This window comes from Burkholderia sp. COPS (assembly GCF_019425585.1).
GTDB lineage: Bacteria > Pseudomonadota > Gammaproteobacteria > Burkholderiales > Burkholderiaceae > Burkholderia > Burkholderia cepacia.
This window is the reverse complement of the sequence record NZ_WIXR01000034.1, coordinates 37,311-55,351: the sequence shown is the minus strand read 5'-3', so window position 1 is coordinate 55,351 and position 18,041 is coordinate 37,311. Positions and strand designations below refer to the sequence as shown.

At 63.8% G+C, this 18,041-nt stretch carries 20 protein-coding genes; 6 read left to right on the top strand and 14 right to left on the bottom strand.

Going from position 1 to position 18,041, the window contains the following annotated elements; all coding sequences use genetic code 11:
• The first annotated feature begins 82 nt into the window (after positions 1–82).
• Positions 83–859, top strand: a complete 777-nt coding sequence (locus tag FOZ70_RS25890) for a site-specific DNA-methyltransferase (RefSeq protein ID WP_059620856.1) — start codon at positions 83–85, stop codon at positions 857–859.
• Here the strand turns inward: FOZ70_RS25890 and FOZ70_RS25885 are convergent.
• The 12 genes from FOZ70_RS25885 to FOZ70_RS25835 all read right to left on the bottom strand — a co-directional run bounded on the left by FOZ70_RS25885 (position 839) and on the right by FOZ70_RS25835 (position 7,046).
• Positions 839–1,306 (bottom strand): phage virion morphogenesis protein, encoded by a 468-nt coding sequence (locus FOZ70_RS25885; protein WP_081057207.1) that lies wholly within the window; start codon positions 1,304–1,306, stop codon positions 839–841. The two genes, FOZ70_RS25890 and FOZ70_RS25885, sit on opposite strands and share 21 nt — an antisense overlap.
• Positions 1,306–1,722 (bottom strand): phage tail protein, encoded by a 417-nt coding sequence (locus FOZ70_RS25880; RefSeq protein ID WP_059620857.1) that lies wholly within the window; start codon positions 1,720–1,722, stop codon positions 1,306–1,308. The genes FOZ70_RS25885 and FOZ70_RS25880 overlap by 1 nt, the downstream gene beginning before the upstream one ends.
• Positions 1,715–1,951, bottom strand: a complete 237-nt coding sequence (gene lysC / locus FOZ70_RS25875) for an Rz1-like lysis system protein LysC (protein WP_226129374.1) — start codon at positions 1,949–1,951, stop codon at positions 1,715–1,717. Before lysC ends, FOZ70_RS25880 begins: the two co-directional genes overlap by 8 nt.
• Positions 1,836–2,276, bottom strand: a complete 441-nt coding sequence (lysB, locus tag FOZ70_RS38200) for an Rz-like lysis system protein LysB (protein WP_016038210.1) — start codon at positions 2,274–2,276, stop codon at positions 1,836–1,838. Before lysB ends, lysC begins: the two co-directional genes overlap by 116 nt.
• Positions 2,273–3,082 carry an N-acetylmuramidase family protein gene (locus FOZ70_RS25870; RefSeq protein ID WP_059620858.1) on the bottom strand — a complete coding sequence of 270 codons (810 nt, stop codon included), beginning with the start codon at positions 3,080–3,082 and terminating at the stop codon, positions 2,273–2,275. The genes lysB and FOZ70_RS25870 overlap by 4 nt, the downstream gene beginning before the upstream one ends.
• Positions 3,079–3,351 carry a phage holin family protein gene (locus FOZ70_RS25865; protein WP_059620859.1) on the bottom strand — a complete coding sequence of 91 codons (273 nt, stop codon included), beginning with the start codon at positions 3,349–3,351 and terminating at the stop codon, positions 3,079–3,081. The genes FOZ70_RS25870 and FOZ70_RS25865 overlap by 4 nt, the downstream gene beginning before the upstream one ends.
• 1 nt (position 3,352) lies before the next feature.
• Complete coding sequence (locus FOZ70_RS25860) at positions 3,353–3,697, bottom strand: putative holin (protein WP_016038213.1); 345 nt, start codon at positions 3,695–3,697, stop codon at positions 3,353–3,355.
• Positions 3,698–3,712: 15 nt separating this feature from the next.
• Positions 3,713–3,919 (bottom strand): tail protein X, encoded by a 207-nt coding sequence (locus FOZ70_RS25855; protein ID WP_016038214.1) that lies wholly within the window; start codon positions 3,917–3,919, stop codon positions 3,713–3,715.
• On the bottom strand, positions 3,919–4,398 hold the full coding sequence (locus FOZ70_RS25850; protein ID WP_016038215.1) for a head completion/stabilization protein: 480 nt from the start codon (positions 4,396–4,398) through the stop codon (positions 3,919–3,921). Before FOZ70_RS25850 ends, FOZ70_RS25855 begins: the two co-directional genes overlap by 1 nt.
• A gap of 100 nt (positions 4,399–4,498) precedes the next feature.
• Entirely contained in the window at positions 4,499–5,188 is a 690-nt protein-coding gene (gpM, locus tag FOZ70_RS25845; RefSeq protein ID WP_016038216.1) for a phage terminase small subunit, read from the bottom strand.
• Complete coding sequence (locus FOZ70_RS25840; protein ID WP_059620860.1) at positions 5,185–6,198, bottom strand: phage major capsid protein, P2 family; 1,014 nt, start codon at positions 6,196–6,198, stop codon at positions 5,185–5,187. Before FOZ70_RS25840 ends, gpM begins: the two co-directional genes overlap by 4 nt.
• 35 nt (positions 6,199–6,233) lie before the next feature.
• Positions 6,234–7,046 carry a GPO family capsid scaffolding protein gene (locus tag FOZ70_RS25835; RefSeq protein WP_059620861.1) on the bottom strand — a complete coding sequence of 271 codons (813 nt, stop codon included), beginning with the start codon at positions 7,044–7,046 and terminating at the stop codon, positions 6,234–6,236.
• 144 nt (positions 7,047–7,190) lie between these two features.
• On the opposite strand from FOZ70_RS25835, the gene FOZ70_RS25830 reads away from it, so the two are divergent.
• Both FOZ70_RS25830 and FOZ70_RS25825 read left to right on the top strand, forming a co-directional pair.
• On the top strand, positions 7,191–8,960 hold the full coding sequence (locus FOZ70_RS25830; protein WP_059620862.1) for a terminase ATPase subunit family protein: 1,770 nt from the start codon (positions 7,191–7,193) through the stop codon (positions 8,958–8,960).
• Complete coding sequence (locus tag FOZ70_RS25825) at positions 8,957–10,012, top strand: phage portal protein (RefSeq protein ID WP_219707167.1); 1,056 nt, start codon at positions 8,957–8,959, stop codon at positions 10,010–10,012. Before FOZ70_RS25830 ends, FOZ70_RS25825 begins: the two co-directional genes overlap by 4 nt.
• Positions 10,013–11,625: 1,613 nt before the next feature.
• Here FOZ70_RS25825 and FOZ70_RS25820 read toward each other — a convergent pair.
• Both FOZ70_RS25820 and FOZ70_RS25815 read right to left on the bottom strand, forming a co-directional pair.
• The gene (locus tag FOZ70_RS25820; protein WP_059620864.1) at positions 11,626–12,777 is read right to left on the bottom strand and encodes a pilus assembly protein TadG-related protein; all 1,152 of its coding nucleotides are present in this window, start codon (positions 12,775–12,777) and stop codon (positions 11,626–11,628) included.
• Positions 12,778–12,841: 64 nt separating this feature from the next.
• Positions 12,842–13,267: a TadE/TadG family type IV pilus assembly protein gene (locus FOZ70_RS25815; RefSeq protein ID WP_059620865.1), complete on the bottom strand. Its 426-nt coding sequence runs from the start codon at positions 13,265–13,267 to the stop codon at positions 12,842–12,844.
• Positions 13,268–13,959: 692 nt separating this feature from the next.
• On the opposite strand from FOZ70_RS25815, the gene FOZ70_RS25810 reads away from it, so the two are divergent.
• From FOZ70_RS25810 to FOZ70_RS25800, 3 genes are all read left to right on the top strand, one after another.
• Positions 13,960–15,024, top strand: a complete 1,065-nt coding sequence (locus FOZ70_RS25810; protein WP_081057208.1) for a TadG family pilus assembly protein — start codon at positions 13,960–13,962, stop codon at positions 15,022–15,024.
• Positions 15,025–15,464: 440 nt separating this feature from the next.
• Complete coding sequence (locus FOZ70_RS25805) at positions 15,465–15,794, top strand: helix-turn-helix transcriptional regulator (RefSeq protein WP_059490270.1); 330 nt, start codon at positions 15,465–15,467, stop codon at positions 15,792–15,794.
• Between the two features lie 150 nt (positions 15,795–15,944).
• Positions 15,945–17,609: a TIGR04222 domain-containing membrane protein gene (locus FOZ70_RS25800; protein WP_219707166.1), complete on the top strand. Its 1,665-nt coding sequence runs from the start codon at positions 15,945–15,947 to the stop codon at positions 17,607–17,609.
• The last annotated feature ends 432 nt before the right edge of the window (positions 17,610–18,041 follow it).

Here is an 18,041-nt window from a genome sequence, read left to right as displayed (position 1 = left end):
CGTGCGTCGACAATCGTTATTGCTCGCTCGATGACATGCCTCGCACACGTCGCGGGTGTCCCTTTCACGTTGCCTCAGAACCATGACGATTCACATTTCAGACGCCGTGCCCGCGGCCGACATTACCCCAATGCTCAACCAGCTCCATCGTGTCGACGCGCTCGCCCTGGCGCGCACACTGCCGGATCAGTCCGTCGACCTGGTATTCACCGATCCCCCGTATGCGTCGGGCGGCCTGCACCTGTCCGCACGAACGCGCGCGCCGAGCCAGAAGTACATCAACAGCGACACGAAGGCGGTCTATACCGACTTCGAAGGCGACAACATGGATCAACGCGCCTGGGCGTTCTGGTGCCACGCCTGGCTGACCGAATGCCGCCGTGCGATGAAATCCGGCGCGCTGCTCGTTTGCTTTATCGACTGGCGCCAGCTCGCGACGTTGACGGACGTGGTGCAGGCGGCCGGCCTGACGCTCCGAGGCATCGCCGTATGGGACAAGACGCCAGGTCGTACGCGGCCGCGTCGAGGTGGATTCGCGCAACAGGCCGAATTCATCGTATGGGCGAGCCGCGGGCCGATGAACGAAAGTGACGTGTACCTGCAAGGCGTGTTCCCAACACGCCTGGCGCTGCCGAAGCAACACGTCACTGAAAAGCCGATCGAGCTGGCGCGCGATGTGGTGCGCCTGGTGCCGGATGGCGGCGTCGTGTGTGACCTGTTCGCTGGTTCCGGGACGTTCCTGGTCGCCGCGCGCGAAGCCGGCCTGCAGTGGGTCGGATGTGAGACGAGCCAGGCGTATCACGCGATCGCGTCGACGCGCCTGGCTGCCGTGAACGATTCAGCGGTTGAGGTAGCGTAGCAGCCGGTCGCGCACGAGTTCGCGATCGGCCGAGCTGAAGCCGAGCACGACGCGCACCGGATACTGTGCGAGCGGGCCGCCCGGTTCGACGGGGGCCTTCTGGCCTTCCTGGTGAACGCGCACGATGCGCGACAGGCGGTCGTCGAAGCCGATCGCGAGCCCCGTGTCCTCGACATCGATCCTCAGATAGCGGGCGGTGCGCAGCTTGCGAAACATCGCCTGCCGCTTGATGCGGCCGACCTTGGTGCGCAAGCCCTTGCCGCCCTTCTTGATCTTGCGCGGCACGTACGCGCTGCCGTCTGGGTTCTGCTGCGCGGCGACGCGCGACTGCTGCGCGCGGCGCATATCGCGCCCCAGCTCGCGAAACAGTCGCCGGCGAGCTGCCGGCGCCAGCTTCGCGAGCAGCCCGCCGGCCCACTTCTCAAGCGCACGCAGATCGTCGTCCATCACGCCACCCATTGCTCGGCCGCGTCGTCGACGTGTTCGACCGTGCGGCGGCCGCCTTCGTCTGTACCGACCACAACGCTTTCCGTGAGCTTCAGTTTGATCGCGAGGTCGACGGCATCGTTCGCGAGGATGTCGGCGATGAACGTCATGCCGTCGCGGCGCCGGTCGGCATTGGTCACGAGGTCGGGCTGGTTCGCGCGCGCCCATTCGACGACCGCGATCATCACATCGTCGGCGCTGCCGATGAAGTCGCGGATGAGAATCTCGCACTCGTACCGGTATTCGAACGATGGCGTGCGTGTGCCGGTCGCGACAATGTGGCCGTCGTTGATGAAGACGACGAGCAGGTCGGGTGCTGCGGTGAGTTGAGGGAGCGCCGCGACGAGCGCGGCGCGCAGGCTGTTCGGTTTAATCATGGGCGGCCGTCTGCGGGTTCGTCTGACTGCGCGCCTGGCACGCGGCAATCATGTCGACTTCGGCCGCACAGCGCGCCCATGCCGCGCGCGCGACGGTCAGCGCGTCGCTCAGATCACCGTTCGTCTGCGGATGCGTCGCGGGCAGGGTGCAGCGCGTCACCGCTGCGCACGCGTTGAGCGTAATCGTCGGCGCCGGCGAGGGCGGGGCTGCTGTGCAGGCGCACAACATCGTCAGGCAGGCGAGCAGCAGCCCACGTGCGAACGGCTTCGTTCTCATCGATGAGTCTCCGAAGTTGCGATTGATACGCGGCGAGCGTCGCGTCGACGGTGCCGCGTGTGCGGTCGAGCTGCGCGCGCTGCTCGTCTTTCTCGCGGGCATCCGTGAGCAGCCGGCCGATGATCGCGTCGCGCGCGCCTACGTCCTGTTTCGCCTGGCGCACGGCATCCTGTGCTGTGGCGAGGCGGCCCTGCAGCGCGCGCACATATTGCGCGCCGGCGACCGCCGCGACGAGAGCAGCGAGCGCCAGCCAGAACCGAAGGCTCGGCACGGTCACGCGGCCGCCTTCGTGCCGGCGTAGCGTTCGTACGCCTGGGCGAGCTTCGCGTCGTAGAGGTTGCGGGCATAGTCCGGGCCGTTGTAGCCCTTCGCGAACGCGGCCCACTTCCGGTTCTTCAGGGCGGACAGCAGCGACGAGTCGGCCGCGACGAAGCGCACGAACCCGTCGAGCTGGTCGCCTTCGCTCGTTTCCATCCGCGCGACGAACTCGTCGATGCTCGCGTAGCCGAGGCGCTTCCAGTGGTAGCCCATCACCTGGAACGCGCCCCAGCTCGCCGATTCGTAAGCCGACGCCGCGTGGATTCGCGCGGCAGTATCGAGTCGCACGTATTCGGCGCTGCCGCCCTGGTAGCCTCCCGGCTTCTGGTTGACGACGTTCGAGAACAGGAGCGAGTAGTGGACGGCGTCGTTCGCGCCGATGCTGTCGACGAGCTGCCGATACATAACATGCCGCTCGAACAGGATCACGGGCCGTCCGTCCGCCAGGAAGCCCGAGCCGCGCGATTCGACTTCGTTGACAGCGCGCACGCACGCGGGCGACACGCCGAGCTTGTCCGCGGCGCGCGCGATGTCCGCTTCGGTCAGGTGTTTGCGGTCGCGCTGGCCGGCCGACAGCACGGCATACGTGTTCGGGCCGGCGAGGCCGTCGACGACGATCCCGGCGGCGGCCTGGAGCGCCTTAACGGCCTGCTCGGTCGCTTCGTCGTACAGGTGGGACACGTCGAGCGCGTAGCCGGCACGTAGGAGACGTTGCTGCAGCAGGCCGACTTCGGCGCCGCGGTCGTTGAAGCGGAGAATATTCATGATTCGGTGCTCCGGAGAAGGCGCGCGACGTTCCCGCGCGCGAGGTAGACGAACATGGCCAGCATCACGGCCTGCACGGCCTGGAAGAAGCCGACCGGCTTCGGGTGGATGAGCAGCTCGATTGCCGAGCCGCCGGAAATCGCGACGATCAACCAAGCCGTCCAGGCAACGTGCGAACGGTGCCGCGCGCCGTTCTTCCGGTAGGTCAGTACGCGCAGGATGACGGCGAGGTGCGCGGCGAGCGCGACCAGGGCAAACGACAGGTGCATGTCATTTCCCCCTGCGGATCAGCGCGCCGAAGTCGATGTCCTTCACGCGCTCCATCAGCGTCAGCGTGACCGTGATGACGAGCGCGGCGGCGAAGAACGCGGCGACGCCCGATGAGCGGACCGGCACAAGGTGGTTGATTTCCGGCGCGGCCAGATAGCCCATCACGAGCGAGATGAGCATGTATGCGGCGCGCCGGCCGATGCCGAGGTCTTTCGAGGTGACGACGACGAGCGCGGCGCCCGCGAACGCGCCGATCAGCGCATCGCCGTCGATGCCCGGCGCGATGCCGGCCAGGCCGATCGCGGCGGCAAGCGCTGCGGCGGTAGTGGTGTTCGGTTCAGCCATTCGGACAATTCCAGGTCAGTCAAACAGTTGCAGGAGGGGCTTCGTCTGCTCGATCGTGTTCAGCTCGGGCATGTCGACGACGGTTCCCATCGGCAGCACGACGCCCAGCTCGGCGAGGCCGGGATTGGCTTCCAGGACCGCTTCGACGGTGCCGGCCGTGCTGGCGTAGTGCCGCCAGCAAAGGGCGTCGAGCGTTTCACCCTGAAGCGTGGCGACCTTCATCAGATCAGCTCAACCGTCGAGCGCGCGACGCCCAGGATGTCGCTGATGGCCCACCGTGCGTTGCGGCGCGACTCGTCGGCGGTCACGGCCAGCTCGGCCGCCACCTGGCCTCCGCTCTTCGTCGAGTCGAAGCCGCGGTATTTCTCCGTCACATCCGCGTGCGCCAGGTGGTAGACCGCGCGCCGGTAACGGAACACGTGCACGGATTCGCCGTCGACCCGCTCGGCCGGCACGTCGGCAAGCGAACCCGCGCCCGCTGCCCGCTGTCGGGCGCGCCACGCGGCCAGCTCGTCGTTCACGGTCAGCATGGCGTCGCGCGCGGCGTGGCGCAGGCGTTCGCGCGTCACGGTGCCGTCCAGGCGCATCGCGTCGCGCAGCGCCGACAGGTCGATGTCCGGGAAGAAGCCGTCGTTCGTCAGCGTGCCGTCGATCGGCGACGCCGCGACGGCAGGCGCAGCAGTGGCAACGAAACTGTTCATGGTCGATTCGGGGAGTGATGGCGGTGGACCGAAGGTCAGGGCCTGTGTCCGTCAGGCGTTGGGCCGTGCCTTCGGTGCCGCCATGCCGGGGTTGGGCTCTTTACGTGCCTTCGGTTCCGTCGCCCTGACGGCCCGAGGCTTCGATCAGCTTCGAGAGCCGATCGATGTCTTTTTTCACGCCGACGCGATCGTTCAACGACAGCGCGCGGCGCAGATAGTCGAGAGCGCGCGGCGGGTCGGCGTCCTGTACGGCATAGCCAAGCGCCTTGCAGAGCTTTGCGCGTACCTGGTCGTGCATGTCTGCGTCGGCCGTCAGCTCGTCGACCAGCTCTAGGCTGGCGGCGTCGAACGTACTGCGCTCAAGAAACGCGGCCAGCGCGGCATCGGCGAACTGCTCGGCGACGACGGAGGCGAGCGACCGTTCGAACTGGTCGGGTAGCGCGAGGCCGTGCGTGAGCGCGTACGCGGCGATCGCGAGCGCACCGTCGTAGTCGCCGGCGTCGATGCGCCAGACCATGATCGTCACGAGTACGTCGTCCTGGGCGCCGCGGCCGCCGTTCAACACGCCCGCCACGTAGTCGGCGTACTCCGGCAGCAACTTCCGCTTCAGTTCGACCTTGCGGGCGACCGACTGCACGCCCTTCAGGGCGCGGCGGTCGGCCGCGAGCTTCGCGAGCATCAGCTCGTAGGGCGTCGCACCGGCCATCGTCTGACCGGGCGCCGTCGCGGCCGCCGCGCGGGCGGCCGACACACGCGCGAAGTGCGCGCGAGCGGGCGTGTTGATCGTCATGCCGCCACCAGCTCGATGTTTTCCGCGACGCAGCCGCAACCGAAGTCTTCGACGACATACGCGTCGTTCGACGATTCGTAGTTCTCGATTTGGTCGCGCTTCGGGTTGTCGATCAGCGAGCGACGGCGCGCACCTTCCTGGAAGTAGATCGACAGGTTCTCCAGCTTCGTCACCATCATCGCCCGCTTCGGGAAGAACGGCACACGCACGGCCGGCAGGTTGCCGATGCGCTTCTGGCTGACGATCAGGTCGGCCGCGAGCTGCTCGGTCGGTGCCTGCGTCGTGTTGACGATCGGGAAATACTTGTCGTGCAGCAGCTCGCGGCCGCAGATCACAACGAGCCCCGTGTCTTCCTGGAACCACGGGTCGATCATCGACGACACGATGTCCATCACGAGCGCGTCGAGGTTCACGTAGTCGCCGCCCTTACCGACGAGCACCTTGCCGGCTTCCTTCGCACCTTCGTGCAGCACGCGATGCCCGGCGCGGTCGCGATACTGTTGCAGCCAACCGATGTTCACGTCCTGCAACAGCGGGTTCGCTGCTTTGTCCGTCGACAGTGCCGCCTTTACGCCGTTCCAGCCGATCATGATCCGGTCGAGCGCAGACTGGTAGAGGATCACATTGCGGATGCGTTGCTGGAAGTCGGGGAATTTCGCCCAGGCGTCGAGCTTGCGGTACGTAATGGCCGTGTCGTAGTCGGTTTTCTCGCAGCGGTAGCGGTTGCTGTCCAGCGCCGTCGGGTCGATCGGCTGACGTTCGGCCTTCGTCGTGTCGGTGCGGCTCGCGATCGGACCGGATACCGACAGGCCGAGCTTTTCGCCTTCCAGCTCGGTCACGGGCAGGATATTGATGCTCTTCAGGAATGCGCTCGATTCCTGCATTTTGGTTTCGAGCGTTTGCTGGACGGACGGCTCGACGGCGAATTTCTGCGATACGTCGTCGGTGTCGTTCAGCTTGGCGATTTGCGCGGCGTACTTTCGATACGCCTGGCGCGTTTCCTTCTTCATGAGTTGGGTTCTCCGGGGTGTGAGCGTGGAAGGGATCAGCAGTCGGTCACGAGCTCGCCGGTCGAACCGGTCGACGGCTGGCGCCGCGGTGCGCCGTTATCGGTGGCCGACAGCTTCGCAGTCAGTGCTTCGACAGCGGCCATCGCCTCGTCGGCGCGCTTCTTCGCGGCGGCCGCATCGTCCTGCGCGGTGGTGAGGTCAACGCGCAGCGCGGCGACGTCGCGGCCCTGCTGACTGGCGAAGCCGGCAATTTCTTCGACTGCGTGGCGCACGTCGGCGTCACGTTGATCGTCCGTCGAGCGATTGCGCGCGAACATGCCTTTGACGATGGACAGCAGGCTCGTCGATTCGGGTTCGCCTTCGAACTCGATCGACGTTTCGCACGCGGCCGAGAACAGATTGTTCGAACGGCGCGCCGCGAATTGCAGTGCTTCGGTGCCGAGGCTTGCCGGGTCGTCGGTCGCGGCCAGGCCGACCAGATACGCTTCGCCGATGTCGGCGAAGTCGGGATTGACTTCGATCGACGTGAAGACCTTCTGGCGCTTCTTCGACAGCGCGACCAGCTCGTCGGTCGGATCGAGCTGCGCGTACAGCCCCATCTTGCCTTTCAGCGGGCCGTCTTCGATCTCGGTTGCTTTCAGCGCAACTACGTCGCCGTATGCGCCGAACGGGTTGGTGGCAGAGAGCGGCGCCCATCCCTTCAGGTGTTCAATGTTCAGACGTGCGCTGTACAGCTCGCGGTTGTAGTTCTTCGCCATCTGCGTGAGCCATTCACGCTTAATTTCGCGACCGTCGACAGTCGCGCCTTCGACTGCTACGCGGAAAAACTTCGTTTTGTTGGTTGCCATAGATAGAGGTCGAACCGTGGGTCAGTGAATGTGGTTCTCATGTTCGACCTTCACGCGCCACGGCTCAACGAGCGGCGTGTGTTGCTCGCACGGGTACGTAGTGCTCCGCGTGATCGCGCGCGCGCGTCGCCCTACGCTTGCCGCATGCTCGAAACGACAGATCCAATTCAACGCGAAGCGAACGTGCGACAGATCGCGCGTTCGCTCTACTGGCAAGGCTGGCGCATCTCGTCGATCGCACGGCATCTCGAACTGAAGCCCGCGACCGTGGCGTCGTGGTGCCGTCGCGACAAGTGGAAAGACGCGACGCCGATCGAGCGCATCGAGGCGGCGGCCGAAACGCGCCTGATGGTCCTGATTGCGAAGGACAAGAAGGACGGCGCGGACTACAAGGAAATCGACCTGCTCGGCCGCCAGATCGAGCGGCTCGCGCGTGTGCAGAAATACGGGGAGACGGGGAAGGAAGGTGACCTGAACCCGAACATTGCTGCGCGCAATGCCGGGCCGAAACGCAAGCCGCCGCGCAACGAGATCAGTGAGGAGCAGCACGAGCGGATCGTGGCGGCGTTCCGCGAATCGCTATTCGACTACCAGAAGGTCTGGTATCGCAATGGCGATCAACGCACGCGCAACATCCTGAAGTCACGGCAGATCGGCGCGACCTGGTATTTCTCGCGCGAAGCGTTCGTCGACGCGCTCGAAACCGGCCGCAATCAGATTTTCCTGTCGGCCAGCAAGGCACAGGCGCACGTGTTCAAACAGTACATCGCGCAGTTCGCGCGCGACGCGGCCGACGTGGAATTGACCGGCGATCCGATCATCTTGCCGAACGGCGCGATTCTGTATTTCCTGGGTACGAATGCGCGCACGGCCCAGTCGTATCACGGTAATTTCTATTTCGACGAATACTTCTGGGTTCCGAAGTTTCGCGAGCTGAACAAGGTCGCGTCGGGCATGGCGATGCACAAGCGCTGGCGCAAGACCTACTTCAGCACGCCATCGAGCATCACGCATGAGGCGTATGCGTTCTGGAGCGGCGCGCACGCGAACCGCGGCCGCGCGGCCGGCGATCGCATCCAGATCGACACGAGCCACGAAGCGCTCGTGCGCGGCATGCTGGGCGAGGATGCACAGTGGCGCCAGATCGTGACGATTCTTGATGCGATGGCGGGCGGCTGCGACCTGTTCGACATCGACGAGCTGCGCCGCGAATACAGCGCTGAGGAGTTCGCCAATCTGCTGATGTGCGCGTTCATCGACGATTCGCTGTCGGTGTTCAAGCTGGCCGAGCTGCAACGCTGCATGGTCGACTCGTGGGAGGAATGGGCCAGCGACTTCTCGCCGCTGCTGCTGCGCCCGTTTGGCTATCGCGAGGTATGGGTTGGCTACGATCCGGCGCTGACTGGCGACTCGGCCGGCCTGGTGGTCGTGGCGCCACCGCGCGTCGAGGGTGGGGCTTTCCGCGTGCTCGAACGTCAGCAGTTCCGCGGCAACGACTTCGAGGAACAGGCCGCGGCGATCGAGCAGATCACGCAGCGCTACAACGTGGGCTACATCGCGATCGACACGACCGGCATGGGGCAGGGCGTCTATCAGCTCGTGCGCAAGTTCTACCCGGCCGTCGTCGCCTTGAACTACTCGCCCGAGGTGAAAACTCGCCTCGTGCTGAAAGGGCAATCCGTCATCCGCAATGGCCGCCTGCAATTCGACGCGGGCTGGACCGACCTGGCCGCCGCCTTCATGGCCATCAAACAGACCATGACGCCGAGCGGTCGACAGGCGACGTTCACGGCTGACCGGAACGACGAGACCGGCCATGCGGATCTAGCGTGGGCCTGCCTGCACGCGATCGACCGCGAGCCGCTTGCCGGCGGCGGCATCAATTCTTCATCTTTCACGGAGTTCTATTCATGAGCAAGCGCCGATCGCGCGCGCCGCGGACGTTCGCGGCCGCGCCGGATTCGGGCGCCGCCGGCGCCGCGCCGGCGCGCGCCGAGGTCTTCACCTTCGACGATCCCACGCCGGTCATGAACCGCGCCGAGATTCTCGACTACGTCGAATGCTGGTCGAATGGAGATTGGTTCGAGCCGCCCGTCAGCTTCGCCGGCCTGGCGAAATCGTTCCGCGCCAGCACGCACCACAGCTCCGCGCTGTACTTCAAGGCGAACGTGCTGGCGTCGACGTTCCGGCCGCACAAATGGCTGTCGCGGCACGCGTTCGAACGGTGGGCGCTCGACTTCCTAACGTTCGGCAATGGCTACCTGGAACGCCGCCGCAATCAGCTCGGCGACACGCTGCGGCTCGAACCGGCCCTGGCCAAATACACGCGGCGCAAGGCAGATTTCAGTGGCTTCGTGTACGTGAACGGCTGGCAGGACAAGCATGAGTTCGAGCCGGGCAGCGTGTTCCAGCTCATGCGACCGGACATCAACCAGGAGGTGTACGGCCTGCCCGAATATCTCAGCTCGCTTCACTCGGCCTGGCTGAACGAATCGTCGACGCTGTTCCGGCGGAAATACTACGAAAACGGCAGTCACGCGGGCTTCATCCTGTACATGACGGACGCGGCGCAGAAACAGGAGGATGTCGACAACATGCGCACGGCGTTGAAGAACGCGAAGGGGCCGGGCAATTTCCGCAACGTGTTCATGTACGCGCCAGGCGGGAAGAAGGACGGCATCCAGCTCATCCCCGTGTCGGAGGTCGCGGCGAAGGACGAGTTCTTCAACATCAAGAACGTGACGCGCGACGACCTGCTCGCCGCGCATCGCGTGCCGCCGCAACTGCTCGGCATCGTGCCGAGCAACTCGGGCGGGTTCGGCACGCCGGACACCGCGGCGCGCGTGTTCGGCCGGAACGAAATCAAGCCGCTGCAGGCCCGCTTCGCCGAGCTGAACGACTGGCTCGGCGAAGAGGTCGTGTTGTTCGACGATTACGAGATTCCGCCAGCGCTGGCGACCGCGTAGCGCATCCAGCGATTCGAAGTCATGCGGCAGGGCCGCGCACCGGGCAGCCGGGCGCGGCCCTTTTTTGCGTCTGAGGCGGGCGCGATCAGAGGCGCTACAGCGGGTTGGTCCGTGCGGGGTGCGTTAGGGTCGGACGCCGTCCGACGAGGGCCGCAGCGAGGCTGTCGTGCGGCCGTGCAGGGTGTCCAGCGGGGTGGGGAGGGGGCAGGGAGACCCGCGCCGCGCCGGCCGCTGCGCGGTCCCCTCCCCGCCTGCGGGCTTCGCTTGGCAGGGTGGTTCTAATGCACCCGGCTACTAGGCTCGGCGGCCCTTGTGGTGTGGGGTTGCGGGCGTTTTCCAGTGCGCGGAAATCATGCGTTTTGATGCGCGACGATGCGAATCGATGCGTCGTCGCGCACAGTTGTGACCCCGCCCCACCTGCCCGCAAAAATGAACGGTTTTTATGCACCCATGCGCCAGGTGCTCGGGGCCGCTCGGCGCGGGCTGCGCGGCGACCGTTGGCCCGATTCTTCTATGCACTTTTATGCACCTTGGTTATGCAGGCTCGCGCTTTCGCTGTGCGCGCCGTCGCGCGGAAGCATGTTGTGGTTCGAAGCGTTTGAACAGTCGCGCCTCCTTGGGGCGAGGGGGTTCGGGCGATTAGTGGTGCCCGGAAATCGTGCGTTTTGATGCGTGACGAAATCGTGCAACCGTACGGCCGTCGTAGGCTGTTTGCTGCGATCACCGGTTCATGCAGGGCGCCATGGCCGACCGGTCGGGCCTGGGAGGGTCATTTCGTTCGCGGAATAGAGTTGCAGTGCGCTACGGATGGTCGGCGCGTGTCGCGCTTGTCCTTAGGCGACACCACTTTCTGCGGAGGGGGAGATCTTCGCGAGGCAGGGACCGCACCAACATCCGTGTCGCGAAGTCGAGCGGTCCAATACTGCAGCTTCGAAATCTCGATGAGCAGCTTATCAGACCGATTTCGCAGATCACAGTAGTTGTAGCGGTCGGCCTCAGCGCGAATCGACTCAATGCGCGCCTGCCAATATGCGGGGTCGCGAATCGACTTCCCCAGCGGAAATTCATCGCGGTTCTTCGAAAGGATTTGCAGGGCATTTTGTATATGCACTAGGTCTCGTTCAATTCCAGCGTAACGATCACACATATTTACCCCCGTATGCGTACTATCCACAATGTCGCTGTCACTGCTGCTCTGGCCCATAAGGTTCGGTCAAAGGTAAAAAGAGAGCCGTGCCCCGTACCCCCTCCGGAGCACGGCCCAACACGGGAAACCAATTGCTCCCGCGGGCCAACTACACAACCTTCAGAAACGCTTAATTCACAATTTCGTGCGCACCAATCGTCGGGCCTCGAATGATGTGTCGCGCGTTCGCAATGTCGGCACACGAAGGACCGCATTGGAGCGGACTCCACTTCTGTTCGCGTTTTCGACGCTCGTGTTACGTGATGCTAGATCTACCGCCAACAGTGCGAAATCGATAATCGCCACGGCGATCAATGCAATCAACCACCGAATATTTCTCGACCTTCGAACCTTCTTTGAAGGGGCGCCGTAAAGCAGACGCTCATAGTCTCCCGGATCGATCGGCATATCCAAGATCTCCTTCCCGTCATTCCACCAATCGCGCAGGTGTGAGCGCGCCATAGTACGGCCCGACGCCACCTGCCCCGGATGCTTGGCATTTGTCCGGATTGTTGCTCATCTCCATTTGAATGTATTTCCCGCTTCCGCCAACTGCTTGATCAATGTGTACACACGCAAATGCAAGGATTCGCTCGTAGGACGTGGTCGCGAGATCCTGGACAATCGGAACCAGGACATACTCGCAGGCTTTGTTGCCAGCCGCGCTACAGTCGTTGACGGATGTGTACAGCGTTGTCTTCGTGCCAGGTTGGATATAGGTGCATGTTGCGTCTGGTGTGGAGCAAACACCACTTGGCGATCCAATTGATGACGGGTCTGGGTTACCGTTGGATATCAAGTTGCGCACGGTCGGCACATCGTTGGCGGTTGTATCGAAAGTCGTCCATTGACCCGCCTCGCACGGGCCAGCGTGGTAGGACGAGGTCACATAAAAGGTGTACGGCTGTCCGACCGTTTGGTTTGGTTGCCCCGAGCCAGGCGGCGTTGTGGATGTTGCGACTTTGGGCTTTCCGTTCGACGAATCCCAGTACTGGTCATACATGCACTTCGTCAGCGCAACCGGGAATAGCGCACCGGAGCCAACGTTTCCGGGCTCCGAAACGACCGCGACAGCCACGGCGTTCTCGGGTACAGACTGGAAGCCCCAGAGCCTTGCTAGAAACGAAGGGACGCCGCCGCCATTCTTCGTTCCAGAGCGGCTGACAATCACCTGCACTGCAGGCTTGCCAACGGCCGGCGATGATGGCATCGACGTTTGAAGGCCCTTGACGCTACCTGTAACGTCCCAGTAACCGTACGACACATCGGACGTATATCCTGTCAGCGTTTTATTCGACGACTTATTTAACGAGACACCCAGCACGGCCTGTGCTTGGGCCGTTGCCCAATCCGGAACTGCGGCTTTTGTGTTGCTGCATTGCGCTCGCGGGTAGATGCATGGCGCACCGGCCAGCGCGGCAGCATCGGCTGCGTTTTGCAGTTCATTCCGGACAACAAAAAGATAGCCGACGTCGATTGCGAGTGCGGCAAAACCAAGCAGTATCAACATCAAGAGAGCGACCGTTATTGCTACCGCACCTCTCTGATTCCGACGACTCTTTGAACCACGGGCGTACATCGACTGTTTGGGCGAGCAAGGTAGGTCTACCGATTGTGAGCGAGTGCGATCCATGACCGGCTCCTCATTCATTGTTCATGACGGTCGTAGCCGTCAACGTCAGCAGCTTGCTGAGCGGACCAATCCATGAACCTAGAGCCAGTCCAGTAAATTTGTACGTGACGGTGACAGTAAGGGGGGTGCCGAAGCTTCCACCTTGGCCAGACGGCACGGAGACCGTTGGGGTTGACGTGCTGCCCAAGCTGATGAGATGGCTTTGGCAGTAGTTGAGTGCGACGTTCTGGATGTCAGTTGTCGTCGCCTTAGGGGTTTTGAGAACAATTCCTGCTCGAGCACCTTCACGGCTTGCGTTTGTGATGACAGCTTGGTCGAACATCACAAGTCCGAACTCGATAATGCCGAACAGAATCAACAGCAGCACGGGAAGTACCAGTGCAAATTCCACAACGGCAACGCCTCGTTGCCTCTGCCAGTTTTTCCGATTCGTCATTATTTTTCCCCGTTAAGCCAAGCCTTTGTGGCTTGCGGCGTCCGCTGACCAGATCGCCACCAGTGCATTGATTCGTCGCTTTGAATGCACAGTTGGAGCGCGCCATCCGATTGCACGAGCCCAACGTGCTGTGTCCCAATACATGCCCGCACTTGGTCAGCGACTAAGCAAAACGCGCACCATATGCCGCCCTCGCTTGCTGCATGAGGCGCTTGATTGCGCGACGGACCCAAAAAAATGGGGTGGCATCGAAAATGTTTCAGGCTTGTACTGTGAAACACTAATTTCGCGTCGACTGCGCGCCGCACTACCGCCCAATGCACGTTGGAAGGGGAAAGATAGGCCCGGAAGATTCAGATCTGAAACGCCGAAGAGCCCGAAGGGTGACCGTCGACATTCCTCCGTTCCCGAGGCAAATCCAGGGCGGGCTTTTTGATCTATCTCCCTGCTCATGCCGGCCGGCTCGGCCGCCCGCCAGGGGGCAACCGTAAGCGGCGCGCGCAGTTGTGACCCCGCCCCACCTGCTCGCAAAAATGAACGCCTTTTGTGCGCTCATGCGCCCAGCGCTGGGGGCTGCCTAGCGTGGTCGGCGTGGCGCTTCTTCTATGCACTTTTATGCGCCTTCGTTATGCAGTCTCAGTGTTTTGTAATATTGTTGTCGATGCGTTTGAGGAAAATGGGAGCTGCGACTTATGCGATGTGTCCCGTCCTGGGCCAGCAAGGTATCTTGTCTCGACCGATGCCAAGTGTCGGGCGAGCGAGAGCGGGGGGCCGTTGCGCTTTTCTTCCTGCTGTTCTTGATTCCGCTGCTGATGTTTGGCGCCTTGGCCATCGACATTGCTTGGGTTGCAGTTGTCCGCAACCAGTTGCAGAACGCGGCCGATGCCGCCGCGCTCGCGGGCGCCAGAGTCTTGACGTCCGGTGGGACGGCACTGAACTGGTCGCAGGCGGCCGCCGCAGCGAACCAAGCCGTTGCGCTCAACGCGGCGGCAGGAGTTCAGCTATCGACCGGCGCGGTTACGGCCGGCTATTGGAATTTGACGCGAACGCCCTATGGAATGCAGTCGACCACAATTGCACCAGGTACATACGACGTACCCGCTGTACAGGTCACGGTGTCGCGCTCAACCCATGTGAACGGCGGCAATATTCCCCTGTTGCTGGGTGGCCTGCTTGGAGTCGCGAGTACGTCAGGCAGCGCCACCGCGGTTGCAGTCGTGACGTCGCCGGGGTCAATCGGCGCGGGCGGGGTGTTTCCAATAGCGCTGGACCAATGCGTATTTGATCAGTATTGGAATTCGACAACGAATCAGCCACTTTATTACCCGCTGACGAACATACCGTACGAACTCACCATCACGAACGGGCAAGTATATGGCTCGTCGTGCACAGCTGGTACCTGGACATCATTCCTCAGTAACGCGAACGACGTACCAACACTCGCGGGCCTAATGCAATCGGGTAATCCGACCCAGCTCAGCATCGGAGAAAGCATTTACCTCGCCCCAGGTGCAAAGGCGGCGCTTTACGGTTCAGTTCCGGTAGGCGTGACGGTATTAATGCCTGTCGTCACGAACAGTTCGAGTTCGTCCTATGTGCCGATTGTTGCGTTCGCTCCATTTGCAATCGATGCCTCCATCGGAGGAAGTGGAAAATACATCATGGGGCACTTCGTCTCCGGCTACAAAGTGTCTGTGCCAGTGAGCGGTGCGGGGCCGAATTATGGTGTGTATGGGCCGCCAAAGCTCGCGTTGTGACCTTGCCTATCTCGGGTAGGAGGTTGCGCAGATCCTGTACAGTGAAATTACAGTTTGGTGAGCTTGGATTACCCTGATTGACCTTGATTAGCCTTGGTTTTGCTGATTGCGAGTCGTGCAAGGCATTGATTTTTAAAGGCTCTTGGTGTGCCGGTAAAGCTCCGAAGGCAGGGGTTGCTGGTTCGATCCCAGCCGGGCGCGCCAAAACATGCCTGTTCAGGCGTTCGGCGGTTTCGCCGTCTCATCCGCATCACCATTTCTCCGCTTGCAGTAATATTTCGGCCTGCCATCAGCGTGGCGGTTTCCGAACGCACGCGTCCGACCGGGCGAAACCTTGCACCGATGTCGTTCGACGCACCCGAAGCCAGCCTGAAACACCGATTGAGCATGTCGACCGAAACGACGAACAGCCGCCCAGAAGCCGGCGGCGCGATCCCCGCATGAGCAAATCCCTCCCAGTCCAGATCATCAACGGCCCGGACGGCGCGCCAGCCTTCGTCGTGATTCCGTACGCGGACTATGTCGCGCAGCGGTGCGCCGCACGCGACCTGATTCCGCACGAGCTCGTGACGCGCGTCGTGTTCGACGGAAGCTCGCCCGCGCGTGCGTGGCGTGAGCATCTCGGCCTGACGCGGGCCGAGGTCGCGCGGCGGATCGGCATCAGTCGCTCGGACTACGCCAAACAGGAAAAGCGCGGGAAGCTGCGCAAGTCGATGCGCAAGAAGGTCGCGGCCGCGCTCGACATCACGATCGCGCAGCTCGATTTCTGACTTTCCGACCCGTGGCGCAGCGCGGCGAGCGGCCCCGGATGCAGGCGGCCGGCACGCCGTCGCGCCGCCTCGCCGATGTGCGAGAATCCCCGGCAACGACAACTCCAAGCGTCGATCGCGGCGGCCGTCCGCGCATCGCGCCGACTCCCGATGGCTGCCATTCCGTCTACCTCGACCGCAGTCGATGCCCGCGCGCTGACCGATGCGCAGCACGCGTTGCTCGCGCGTCTGCACGCGTATTCCCCTGACGACCCGAACGCGCCGCTGCCGTACAGCCGGCGTCTTGCCGAAGCCGAAGGCTGGTCGCATGCGCACGCGCTGGCCGTGATCGACGAATACAAGCGCTTCGCGTTTCTCGCGCAGGCGGCCGGACACCCGGTCACGCCGTCGGTCGCGGTCGATGCCGCATGGCATTTCCACCTGCAATACACGCTCGAATACTGGGACGTCTTCTGCGCCGGCGTGCTGCGCGCGCGGCTGCATCACATGCCCGGCACGGGCGCGCCGGACGAGGCCGCCGTGTACGCGCAGCGTTATCGCGACACGCTGGACAGCTATCGCCGGCTGTTCGGCTGCGAGCCGCCGGAGTCGATCTGGCCGCGGCCTGCCGACTTGCGTGCCGCATCCGGATCGCCGCTCCCGGAACCGTCGGCCGCGAACGGGGCGGGGGACGCGAATTCGCCGGCCGCCGTGCAGTCGCGCAGAACCTGGCGCGACCGGCTGCCGAAACTCGCGTGGCCGGCCGCCGCCGCGAGCGTCGCGGCGACCTGCGCATCGGCGCAGGACTTCAACGTGCTGAACTACGCGGGGCCGCAGTTTCTCGCGTTCTATGTGCCTGCGTGCGTCGTCGCGTTGTTGTTGATCGTCGTGCTTCAGGCGATCGAGTTCCGCTGTCGACGCTGGGGCGGGCGTACGCGCAAGGCGTCGGCCGACCTGAGCACCGACGAAGTCGCCTATCTCACCGGCGGCGAAGCACGGGTCGCCGAGGTCGTGACGATGTCGCTCGCGCAGGCGGGTGCGGTCGACCTGTGGACCGCCCCCGGGCAGGGTGGCTGCGTGCAGATCGCCGACATGGAGCGTGCGGGGCGCCATGACGACCACTGCGCGTGGCTCAAGGAGCAGCCGTCCGGCACCGTGAGCTACGACGTGTTTCGCAAGCGACTCGCCGGGTATGCGCAGGAGGTCGTCGACGGAATGCGCGCACAAGGCTGGCTGTGGGCACCCGGCGAGATGCGCGCGTCGCGCCTGGCCGCGCGTGCGATCGTGCTGATCGTACTGGGCACGGGGGCCGCCAAACTCGCGATCGGCCTAAGCCGCGGGCGGCCCGTGTTGCTGCTCGCGGTCTGCATGGTGGTGTTCGCGGTCGCGTACCGGATCGTCGTGCGGCGGCTGACCGGTTTCGGGCGCGGTGGGGCGACGGCTGCCGGGCGGGCCGCGCTGCTTGCGCGCCGGATCGCGCACGATCCGCGTGCCGCGCGAAATCCGCAGCGCCCGCAACCCTCGCAACCCTCGCAACCCAATGCGCACGCAGCGCAGCAGGCGCAGGACCGCGAACGCGACGACACGGACCCGTTGCTGTGGACTGCCGCGCTGTTCGGTGCGGGTGCGCTGGCCGGCACCGCTTGGTCGGTGTATTCGCAAACCGTGCAGACCGCGTCGCGGATGTCGTCGCTCGCCGCGCTGAAAGCGGGTAGCGGCAGTGCGTTCGATGCATCGGACAGCAGTTGCTCGTCGTCGAGCTGCAGTTCGTCGAGTTCGTGCAGTTCCAGCTCGTGCAGTTCGAGTAGTTGCGGTGGGTGTTCGTCGAGTAATTGAGCGCGAGGGCGGTGATGGAGAGTGAGGGGCGCGTCGTTGGTGAAGGCCGCGGCAGCACGTAGCCACATCGCCACTGCGGCCGGCTCCCGTGACGGAACCGGCTGGCCGGATCGAAGCGGCGACTCTGCCGACGTGTGAGCATCACGAAGGAAAATCGGGCGCCAACGCTCGAGCGCGAAATGATTCGCGCGCCGGCCGCTGCCGGCAATTCCTCATCGACGCGTGGTACGTCAAGCCGTGGGCACGCGAGACCCCACCAGTCCCTATCTCCGGAACAGAAGCCAGAACGCCGTTCTTATTCGATGTCGGCTACCGTCGCCGGCTTTCTATACTGCATCGTCCATGCTCGTGGCCGATGTGCCGCGACGTTTTCCACCGCCGTTTCGAGCGGCCCGGCATCGAGCCGCCGCACCGGCACACTTGCGACTGCGA

Excerpts from the sequence above, each read along its gene's own strand:
- FOZ70_RS25825 (WP_219707167.1), top strand. The coding sequence starts at position 8,957 with ATGAGCAAGCGCCGATCGCGCGCGCCGCGGACGTTCGCGGCCGCGCCG.
- FOZ70_RS25855 (WP_016038214.1), bottom strand. The coding sequence starts at position 3,919 with ATGAAGGTCGCCACGCTTCAGGGTGAAACGCTCGACGCCCTTTGCTGG.
- FOZ70_RS25860 (WP_016038213.1), bottom strand. The coding sequence starts at position 3,697 with ATGGCTGAACCGAACACCACTACCGCCGCAGCGCTTGCCGCCGCGATC.
- gpM (WP_016038216.1), bottom strand. The coding sequence starts at position 5,188 with ATGACGATCAACACGCCCGCTCGCGCGCACTTCGCGCGTGTGTCGGCC.
- FOZ70_RS25850 (WP_016038215.1), bottom strand. The coding sequence starts at position 4,398 with ATGAACAGTTTCGTTGCCACTGCTGCGCCTGCCGTCGCGGCGTCGCCG.
- lysC (WP_226129374.1), bottom strand. The coding sequence starts at position 1,951 with ATGTTGTGCGCCTGCACAGCAGCCCCGCCCTCGCCGGCGCCGACGATT.
- FOZ70_RS25830 (WP_059620862.1), top strand. The coding sequence starts at position 7,191 with ATGCTCGAAACGACAGATCCAATTCAACGCGAAGCGAACGTGCGACAG.
- FOZ70_RS25805 (WP_059490270.1), top strand. The coding sequence starts at position 15,465 with ATGAGCAAATCCCTCCCAGTCCAGATCATCAACGGCCCGGACGGCGCG.
- FOZ70_RS25880 (WP_059620857.1), bottom strand. The coding sequence starts at position 1,722 with ATGATTAAACCGAACAGCCTGCGCGCCGCGCTCGTCGCGGCGCTCCCT.
- FOZ70_RS25840 (WP_059620860.1), bottom strand. The coding sequence starts at position 6,198 with ATGAAGAAGGAAACGCGCCAGGCGTATCGAAAGTACGCCGCGCAAATC.
- FOZ70_RS25885 (WP_081057207.1), bottom strand. The coding sequence starts at position 1,306 with ATGGACGACGATCTGCGTGCGCTTGAGAAGTGGGCCGGCGGGCTGCTC.
- FOZ70_RS25890 (WP_059620856.1), top strand. The coding sequence starts at position 83 with ATGACGATTCACATTTCAGACGCCGTGCCCGCGGCCGACATTACCCCA.
- FOZ70_RS25800 (WP_219707166.1), top strand. The coding sequence starts at position 15,945 with ATGGCTGCCATTCCGTCTACCTCGACCGCAGTCGATGCCCGCGCGCTG.
- FOZ70_RS25810 (WP_081057208.1), top strand. The coding sequence starts at position 13,960 with ATGCGATGTGTCCCGTCCTGGGCCAGCAAGGTATCTTGTCTCGACCGA.
- FOZ70_RS25835 (WP_059620861.1), bottom strand. The coding sequence starts at position 7,046 with ATGGCAACCAACAAAACGAAGTTTTTCCGCGTAGCAGTCGAAGGCGCG.
- FOZ70_RS25870 (WP_059620858.1), bottom strand. The coding sequence starts at position 3,082 with ATGAATATTCTCCGCTTCAACGACCGCGGCGCCGAAGTCGGCCTGCTG.
- FOZ70_RS25820 (WP_059620864.1), bottom strand. The coding sequence starts at position 12,777 with ATGTACGCCCGTGGTTCAAAGAGTCGTCGGAATCAGAGAGGTGCGGTA.
- FOZ70_RS25815 (WP_059620865.1), bottom strand. The coding sequence starts at position 13,267 with ATGACGAATCGGAAAAACTGGCAGAGGCAACGAGGCGTTGCCGTTGTG.
- FOZ70_RS25865 (WP_059620859.1), bottom strand. The coding sequence starts at position 3,351 with ATGCACCTGTCGTTTGCCCTGGTCGCGCTCGCCGCGCACCTCGCCGTC.